This is a genomic window from Paenibacillus sp. p3-SID1389 (assembly GCF_025151705.1).
Classification (GTDB): Bacteria; Bacillota; Bacilli; order Paenibacillales; family Paenibacillaceae; genus Fontibacillus; species Fontibacillus phoenicis.
The window spans coordinates 25,661-33,433 of sequence record NZ_JALXVO010000046.1; the positions used below are offsets into that span (position 1 = coordinate 25,661).

The 7,773-nt window shown below is 54.9% G+C and carries 8 protein-coding genes and 1 riboswitch; of the genes, 2 read left to right on the plus strand and 6 right to left on the minus strand.

Features of this window, described 5'->3' with window-relative positions; translation table 11 throughout:
• Positions 1–526 precede the first annotated feature (526 nt).
• A complete protein-coding gene (gene map, locus M3G15_RS16850) occupies positions 527–1,282 on the minus strand; it encodes a type I methionyl aminopeptidase (RefSeq protein ID WP_260071550.1) in 756 nt (251 codons plus the stop codon).
• Between the two features lie 139 nt (positions 1,283–1,421).
• Entirely contained in the window at positions 1,422–1,610 is a 189-nt protein-coding gene (locus tag M3G15_RS16855; RefSeq protein WP_009224055.1) for a hypothetical protein, read from the minus strand.
• 272 nt (positions 1,611–1,882) lie between these two features.
• On the opposite strand from M3G15_RS16855, the gene M3G15_RS16860 reads away from it, so the two are divergent.
• Both M3G15_RS16860 and M3G15_RS16865 read left to right on the plus strand, forming a co-directional pair.
• Positions 1,883–3,049 (plus strand): MGDG synthase family glycosyltransferase, encoded by a 1,167-nt coding sequence (locus tag M3G15_RS16860; protein ID WP_260071551.1) that lies wholly within the window; start codon positions 1,883–1,885, stop codon positions 3,047–3,049.
• Positions 3,050–3,108: 59 nt separating this feature from the next.
• On the plus strand, positions 3,109–3,447 hold the full coding sequence (locus tag M3G15_RS16865; protein WP_009224053.1) for a DUF4870 domain-containing protein: 339 nt from the start codon (positions 3,109–3,111) through the stop codon (positions 3,445–3,447).
• Between the two features lie 25 nt (positions 3,448–3,472).
• On the opposite strand, the gene M3G15_RS16870 is transcribed toward M3G15_RS16865, so the two are convergent.
• The 4 genes from M3G15_RS16870 to M3G15_RS16885 all read right to left on the minus strand — a co-directional run bounded on the left by M3G15_RS16870 (position 3,473) and on the right by M3G15_RS16885 (position 7,230).
• Positions 3,473–4,840, minus strand: a complete 1,368-nt coding sequence (locus M3G15_RS16870; RefSeq protein WP_260071552.1) for a nucleobase:cation symporter-2 family protein — start codon at positions 4,838–4,840, stop codon at positions 3,473–3,475.
• A gap of 34 nt (positions 4,841–4,874) precedes the next feature.
• The gene (locus tag M3G15_RS16875) at positions 4,875–5,465 is read right to left on the minus strand and encodes a xanthine phosphoribosyltransferase (protein ID WP_009224051.1); all 591 of its coding nucleotides are present in this window, start codon (positions 5,463–5,465) and stop codon (positions 4,875–4,877) included.
• A gap of 169 nt (positions 5,466–5,634) precedes the next feature.
• Positions 5,635–5,734, minus strand: a riboswitch (purine riboswitch).
• 123 nt (positions 5,735–5,857) lie between these two features.
• Positions 5,858–6,163 (minus strand): hypothetical protein, encoded by a 306-nt coding sequence (locus M3G15_RS16880; protein ID WP_036644472.1) that lies wholly within the window; start codon positions 6,161–6,163, stop codon positions 5,858–5,860.
• 263 nt (positions 6,164–6,426) lie between these two features.
• A complete protein-coding gene (locus M3G15_RS16885) occupies positions 6,427–7,230 on the minus strand; it encodes a zinc ribbon domain-containing protein (protein WP_009224049.1) in 804 nt (267 codons plus the stop codon).
• Between the last annotated feature and the right edge of the window lie 543 nt (positions 7,231–7,773).

Here is a 7,773-nt window from a genome sequence, read left to right on the forward strand (position 1 = left end):
TTCCAGCCTGCGCAGCTCAAAAATCCACCTGTCTATCACGGAAACTACATTCCTGTCAATTACAACAATCACCTATTAAATATATGATTGAACCCCTCGTTTGTCAATGATTCGGGGTCAGTTCACAAATTGTTCAAAAATCCGAGAACCCGCGCCACAAAAGGTTTTGTGAACGTTTTCCCCAGTTCGACACCGAGTGAAAAGGCTGCCAATTTTGAACAAATCTCGGCGAATTGTGACGTTTCCCCGCTCCGCTTCATTTTTGACATTTCTTCAAACTTTATTTCGTAACTCTAACGGAACGTAGCGACCTTATTTGCTCATTTCCCGGCTATTTCCCGCTGTAACGGAACGTAATGACCTTATTGCACGTTTTTGGCGGCCATTTCGCTGTCCACCTCTCAAATAAGGTCTCCTGGTTCCGTTAGCATTCAGGGACACCACTAAACTGGACAAATAGCGGCTCTAGGTTCCGTTAGAACAAAGCAAACAAAAAAGAGAGCTTTCCGCTCTCTCTTCGTCCGCGTTATTCCCCGTTTGTCAGCACCAGCGGTCCGTCCTCCGTGATCGCCAGCGTGTGTTCATAATGCGCGCCGAGGCTGCCGTCCGCGGTACGGATCGTCCAGCCGTCATCCTCCCACAGCACCGCGCCGGTTTCCCCGCCGGTGAAGATCGGCTCGATCGTGATGACCATCCCCGGCCGCAGCGTCACTCCCGTGCGCGGCCGGCCGAAGTTCGGCACGTCCGGCGCTTCGTGCATCGACTGGCCGATGCCGTGGCCGATCAGCGGCTTCACGATGCCGATGTTCGCGGCCTGCGCCACGCGCTGCACCGCATACCCGATGTCCCCGATCTTATTGCCGGGGACCGCCTGCGCGATCCCGGCCAGCAACGCCTGCTCGGTGGTCGTCAGCAGCTTCTCCGCCTCAGCGCTCACCTGTCCGATCCGGTAAGACCAGCCGGAATCGGCCATCCAGCCGTTTTTGCCTACCACAATGTCGATCGTGACGATATCTCCGAGCGCCAGCTTACGATCGCTCGGGAACCCGTGGCAAACCACGTCATTCATCGACGCACAAGTCGCAAACGGAAACCCGTGGTATCCCTTTTGCTCCGCCTTAGCTCCCCGCTTCGCCAAAAACGACTCCACGAAGGCGTCGATCTCCAAGGTGGTTATACCCGGCCCGATTATTTTGGCGATTTCGCGGTGGCACTCGGCCAATATCCGTCCCGCCTCACGGATCCGCTTGATTTCCTCTTTCGTTTTTATGCGTACCTTCACGTCCTGTTCTCCTTCCGCTGCCCTACGACGATTGATTTCGTGATGTTCCCGTCAGTTTAATATATGTGGGAACAGAAGAAAAAAACCGTCCCGAACGCCCAAGGCGCCGGAACGGCGAATATCCTTCCATCTCAATGGTTCAGGAAACAGACGAGTCCAATTTCCCGAGCTCATGCTCAACCAGGTGGGTCAATTCCTCTTCATAGCCGCCCATAATCCGATACTTGCGTACATATTCTTTCACGAACTTCTTCGGATCTTTCGGTCTGAAGATTCGGGTCATTTCCCGTAAACTTTCTTTCACTTCATCATGACCTTTCGTTGCCATACTGATTCCCTCCCAGAACGCTTAAGGTAAATGCTCCGATTTTGCGATGCCGAAAAGTGCGGGTTCAGATTCATGAAGCTGTGCCGGCTATTTAGTTGTAATGGAAAGACCTCCTATTGTCTTATTGTAACATATTCAGAAGAAGGTTTCAGCTTTCTTCCAATTGTACATTTTTTATCCGCTTCACCTAATACTATTTATAAACGGGGTGCAGGGGCAAACTACAAGCAGTTGAGGGGCATTGCCTGGACATGAAGAGGAGTGATACAGCCATGACTTCCCGGTCTCCAAAAATCCTTATTTTATATGCCAGCTACGGGGATGGGCATTACCAAGCCTCCAAAGCGGTGGAAGCCAGCTTGCGAAGCAGAGGCGTCACCGACATCACGTTGCTTGATCTGATGGCTGAAGCACATCCGCTGATCAACGGGCTGACGAAGTTCGTGTATATGCAAAGCTTCAAAACCATCCCCGGCCTCTACGGCTGGGTCTACAACGCCACCAAACAAATGCCGCAAGAAGCGCCGCTGCTCGAGGTCATCAATTCGTTTGGCATCAGCAAGCTACAACAAACGCTGCGACAAGCCCAGCCGAATCTGATCATCCACACCTTCCCCCAGCTCGCGATGCCTAGACTGCTGAAGCGGACCGGCCAATCGCTGCCGCTGGCGAATATCATCACCGACTTTGACCTGCACGGACGATGGATTCACTCCGGAGTCGACCGCTACTACGTCGCAACCGACGACTTGAAAGCGGAAATGATCAGCCGGGGGATCGCCGAAGATCGCATACGGGTAAGCGGCATCCCGGTAAAACCAGAGTTTAACCATCAACATCCCGCAGGTGAAGAACGCCTTATCGGCCCCCTTCAAGACCTTTTCCCGGAAAACCGCACCGGCAAAACCACCGTCCTACTGATGGCAGGAGCCTACGGTTCCATGCAGGGAGTACGCGAGGTGATCGAGCGGTTTATGGCGCTGGAGCGTTACCGGGTGATCGCCGTTTGCGGAAGGAACCGCGAGCTATACCGTGCACTGCACGAGCAACTCCCTCCCCATCCAGACGTGCACCTCTTGGAGTATGTCGAGCAGGTAGCTGCATTGATGCGAAAATGCGACTGCATCGTAACCAAGCCGGGAGGGATTACCTTGTCCGAGGCGCTGGCTTGCCGGCTGCCGGTGTTCGTCTACCGCCCCGTTCCCGGACAAGAGCTCAATAATGCGCGTTACCTCGCACAAAAAGGCGTTGCCTGTATCGCCCGTACCCCTGCGGAGCTGACCGAGGAAATCGACGCGCTCTTTCGGGACCCACACCGGCTGACCGAGCTTCGCCAAAAAATAGATAACCTCCGCCGGCCTGAAGCCGCGGAGGTGATTGCAGACGATATTTTAGAGCAGTGGTTCGCGCCCAAGCGGGCCGAGCTGGTTCTTTCATGAGGGGGCTCGTCATACATTTAGGATAAGACAATCCTCTCCTGAAAGAAGGTGTCGTCCTCATGTCCCCTTTCAAATCATCCACCGGCCTCTACGAAAATGTCGCCGGCTTCCTGTGCTACCTGCTTGCTTTTGTGGGCGGAGTTGCATTCCTTGTCCTAGAGCGGCGCAGTCGATTCGTGCTGTTCCACGCCCTGCAATCGGTCATGCTGTTTGGCGGATTCATGCTGGCCCATGCCTTGTCCGGCTTTCTGCCGATCATCGGCGTGGTCGTCAATCTGCTGCTGACCCTGCTGGGCGTTACGCTTTGGATTATCATGATGCTGGCTGCGCTCCAGGGCAAATGGCTGAAGCTGCCTTGGATCGGCGAACTCGCGGAAAAGCAACTGCAACGGATGTAATTCTCCGGCTAGACCGAGGCACTTTTTACGCTGTAGCTTTGACGGATTCGCTTGGTTCAGCGGCCCCATTCAGCACAGCTGCCTTGCGCTGACCCTTCCAACCGTTAAACAGCAAATTCATCACAATCGCCGTAAAGCTGCCGGCGACGATGCCATTGTCCACCAGAATCCGCAGCGCGGCCGGCAGCCGGTCGAACAGTTCAGGCAGCACGGTCACACCCAGCCCCATGCCAACGGAACAAGCGATGATCAGCAGGTTTTCATGCCGGTTCAAATCCACTTGGTCGCCCAACATCCGAATCCCGGAGGACAAAACAAGACCAAACAACGCGATCATCGCTCCGCCGAGCACCGACGTAGGTACCAGCTGCGTTAATGCGGCGATCTTCGGCACGAAGCCGATCAAGATCAGCAGCGTACCGGCCACTACGATCACGTCGCGGGTTTTCACCCGGCTCATTTGGACAAGCCCGACATTTTGGGAATATGTCGTATACGGAAACGAGTTAAATATCCCGCCGAGCATGATCGCCAGCCCTTCCGCCCGATACCCCCGCGTCAAATCCTTATCCGTAATCTCTTTATCCACGATTTTTCCAAGCGCCATAAATACGCCGGTCGACTCGGCAACGCTCACGATCGCCACCAGAATCATCGTCAGAATCGCTGAAGCGTGGAACGTAGGTGCACCAAAATAAAACGGTTGTACCGCATGAAACCAGCTGGCTTCCTTCAGCGGCGTCAAATCTACTTTCCCGGCGAGCGCAGCCACCAGCGTCCCTGCAATCAGACCCAGCAAGACGGAGATGGAACGCGGAAAGCCCTTGGCAAAGCGGTTCATCAAAATAACGAACAGCAATACCCCAAATCCAAGCGCAAGATTAAGCAGGCTCCCAAAGTCGGGATTCTCACCCGGACTGCCGCCGCCAAGATCCGAAATCGCCACCGGAATCAGCGTGACACCGATAATAGTGACCACGGAGCCAGTGACGACCGGCGGAAACAACGCAATCAGCTTGCCGAACAAACCGGCAAAGAGGAAAACAAACAGCCCGGAGGCAATAATCGCACCGTAAATGGCGGAGACCCCTGCGCCGTCTGTCAGCCCGATGGCAATCATCGGCGACACGGCCTGAAAAGCGCAGCCCAGCATCACCGGAAGCCCGATGCCAAACAGGCGGTTCCCCCAGACTTGAAGCAGCGTAGCTACACCGCAAGCCAACAAGTCGATAGCGATCAGGTAAGTCAGCTGTTGGTTAGTGAAGTTCAGCGCGCCTCCAACGATCAGCGGTACGATCACAGCCCCGGCATACATAGCCAATACGTGCTGCAAGCCTAGCGAAAAGGTTTTTAGCGGATGACGGTGTTTCTGAAAAATACGTTCGCGTTCCATAGAATTCTGGTTCCTCCCCGATGATTAGTTCATCTCATGAATAATTCGGTGTATCCTCAACGAAAGTCACCGCACCGTCTTCCAGCGAGGCAACCCGAACAAGCGATTCAACGCGGTACCCTGCTTCCGTAAGCAGCCGGGCTCCCGGCTGGAACGACTTCTCAATGACGATCCCGATGCCGGCGACCGAAGCTCCGGCTTTCTCCACGATGCGGGCTAGTCCAAAGGCCGCCTCGCCGTTCGCCAAAAAGTCGTCCACGATCAGCACCCGATCCTCTGCACGCAGAAACTTTTTCGATACGGTGATCTCGTTGGTTTCCCGCTTGGTGAACGAGTAGACTTTTTCCACAAAAATGTTGTCCTTCAGCGTCAAGGATTGATGCTTGCGGGCAAAGATCATCGGCACATTCAGCTCCAGCGCGGTCATGATCGCCGGGGCAATCCCCGAGGATTCAATCGTCAGCACCTTCGTGATGCCTTCTTCGGCAAAGCGCCGGGCGAACTCAGCCCCAATCTCCTTCATCAGCACCGGATCCATTTGATGGTTAAGAAACGAATCTACTTTCAACACCTGGTTCCCCAGTACAATCCCTTCTGCCATCACCTTGTCTCTCAGCAGCTTCATTCCTGTGTCCCCTTTCCTCCAATAATTCATCACATGAACTAAACGCAAAAAAGCCCATTTCTCAACGGAAATGGACTTTAAATTTAGAAAGCACCTAATAAACCCGAATAGCAAAACCAGCGATCAGGGCAGCGAAAGCTTATAGCTGATCCCCTTGGTTCCCGGGCACATGCACGGCGGTACTTTCCGTAGTCCGATCATTCCGGTGATCAGGTAGAGACGTGCAGGCCAATTCCTGCACTTATACGGAAAATTCATGGATTCGCATTTAACCAATGCTAGAAGTATAACGCATTCCGCCCGGGTAGAGAAAGAGGAATCTTTTAGGGTTCTGTGAAAACTTTGCAAAGCCCTGCGAGAAGCAGTGCCGTCAAACCGCGCCAGAGACTGGTTTAAAGCGGCTTCGGCTCTTGCGGCAAAAGATGGGTGAGCAGCGTTTTTAATTCGCCGTCTTCCTTGTACGTCTTCTCCCCCGTGTCGAGGCGGCGTACCCGGATCTCGCTGTAATCCGCACCGGCTTCCGTTGGCTTGAACACAAGATTCTTCCGATCCTCCAAACGCAGCTTATATCCCATCTCGTCAAACATTTGCAGATAGTCAGCTTCACTCGGAGTCTTCCCTTGATCGAGGAAGAGTAGTCCGCGCAAGTGCTTCACTTCATCCTTATGTACGACGTCAAAATGTACAATGCATTCCATGTGCTGCACGCTCCTGTATCATGTTCTATGCGGTATAGCATCCCCTGCCGCAGGCGGGAGCATCCACTTAAAGCCGAACGCCCGCGATAAGAAAAACGGCACGACAGCTGCGGAGCTGCTTCATCTCACCCAGCCCCTGGGCCGCCGTGCCGGCGTAGACCGCATGCTCTTAGCTATTACTACGAATCAGCGTGCTGCTGCGGCAGTGGATTTTATGACAACCTGATGAACTTTCTTTAAGCCGGCGATCCAGCGTTAAAATGCTAGATTTGTTCTGAGCCGCAATGCGGGCACCATTTTGTCCCTTTTACCAGCGTCGACGAGCAGATTTGGCATTTCACCGTGGCCACCCCGCCGATGATGAGTTCAGGTTCCGCCGAACTCTCCGGCTGCGGAGCGGCGGCGTCCTGCTTCCAACTGCGAATGCGGCGATCCAGCTCCTCCTGACGTCTGCGTTCCCGCTCCAGCTCGCGTTGGAGACGCTCCTCTTCCTCAGGATCGATCGGCTCCACCGCTCCAGATACGGGCGCCGACTCCCGTTGCTCTGCTTTCTCCCGAACGAGGGACGCGGCAAGCTCCAACGTATCCATCTCGTCTACCTCGACCCGCTTCATCACAGGCGGCTCGGCGCTAGCGGCCGCCTCGCTGGCTGCCGGGGACTTCACCGGCTTCTGCACCGGCTTCAGCAGCTCGGTCGGAACGGCCTTCTTCGCCACGGCCAGCTTATGGCCGCAGTATTGGCAGAACAAGGCGTCTTCCGCCACGTTCCGGCCGCAGGCGCCGCATAAGCGTTCATTTTTGAGCTCGGCGATTTTCATCCGAATTTCGTCGCGTTCTTCCGTCAGCAAATCGCAGGTTTTGGCCAGCTCGAGCATCTCTTTTTCCGCTGCGGCCATATCCTTCTTCCGATAAGCCTCATAGAACACTTCGCCCATTTTATGAAAATATAAACCAAGCTCACGTTCGATATTTGAAATTTGAGTATTTAGTTTACTAATCTCCACGACATTTTGCGCGCGATCGGTAACCTTGCCCGCACCGTCTTTCAAGCGTTGTAAAATTTTCATGACATGATTCCTCCCCGCGAAATATTCATAATCATACCAGATTTTGCACCCCCATGAAACCGTCCTGCGACTCAGGAAGCGGCTTCTTAAGGTTCACAGCGGCCATCAAGCTCCAATTACGGGACCTCAAATGCCCCTTTGTGCTCCTAAGGAACACTGGCCTTGGCTGCACGAGATCTGCTGATTTTGATGGTACAATATCCTTTCCATTCGGTGAAAGTGCGGGGTGAAGAAGTTTGCCGAACCAGCCCATGAATGGGGTGTGGAGAGGTGGGAAATGAACATTTTGGGGCATGTGTGAGGGGGACGCCCAAGAGGCGGGCCCACAGGCCGTAGCGCGATAAGGCGCCTCTGGGCGCCGCCGTGCGAGGCGGCGCTTGGCCGGACTGACCGTGCACAGCTGTCAGTCCGGCTTGCGCCGCAGCGGGGCGGCGAGTTCCTCCGCCCGCTGCATGACCCGCTCGGCGACGAGCGACAGCCCCGTCGCCGCCCCCCGCACGCCGGGCAGCAGCGCTGCCCACGGCGCGGGGTCCGGGCCCGCCG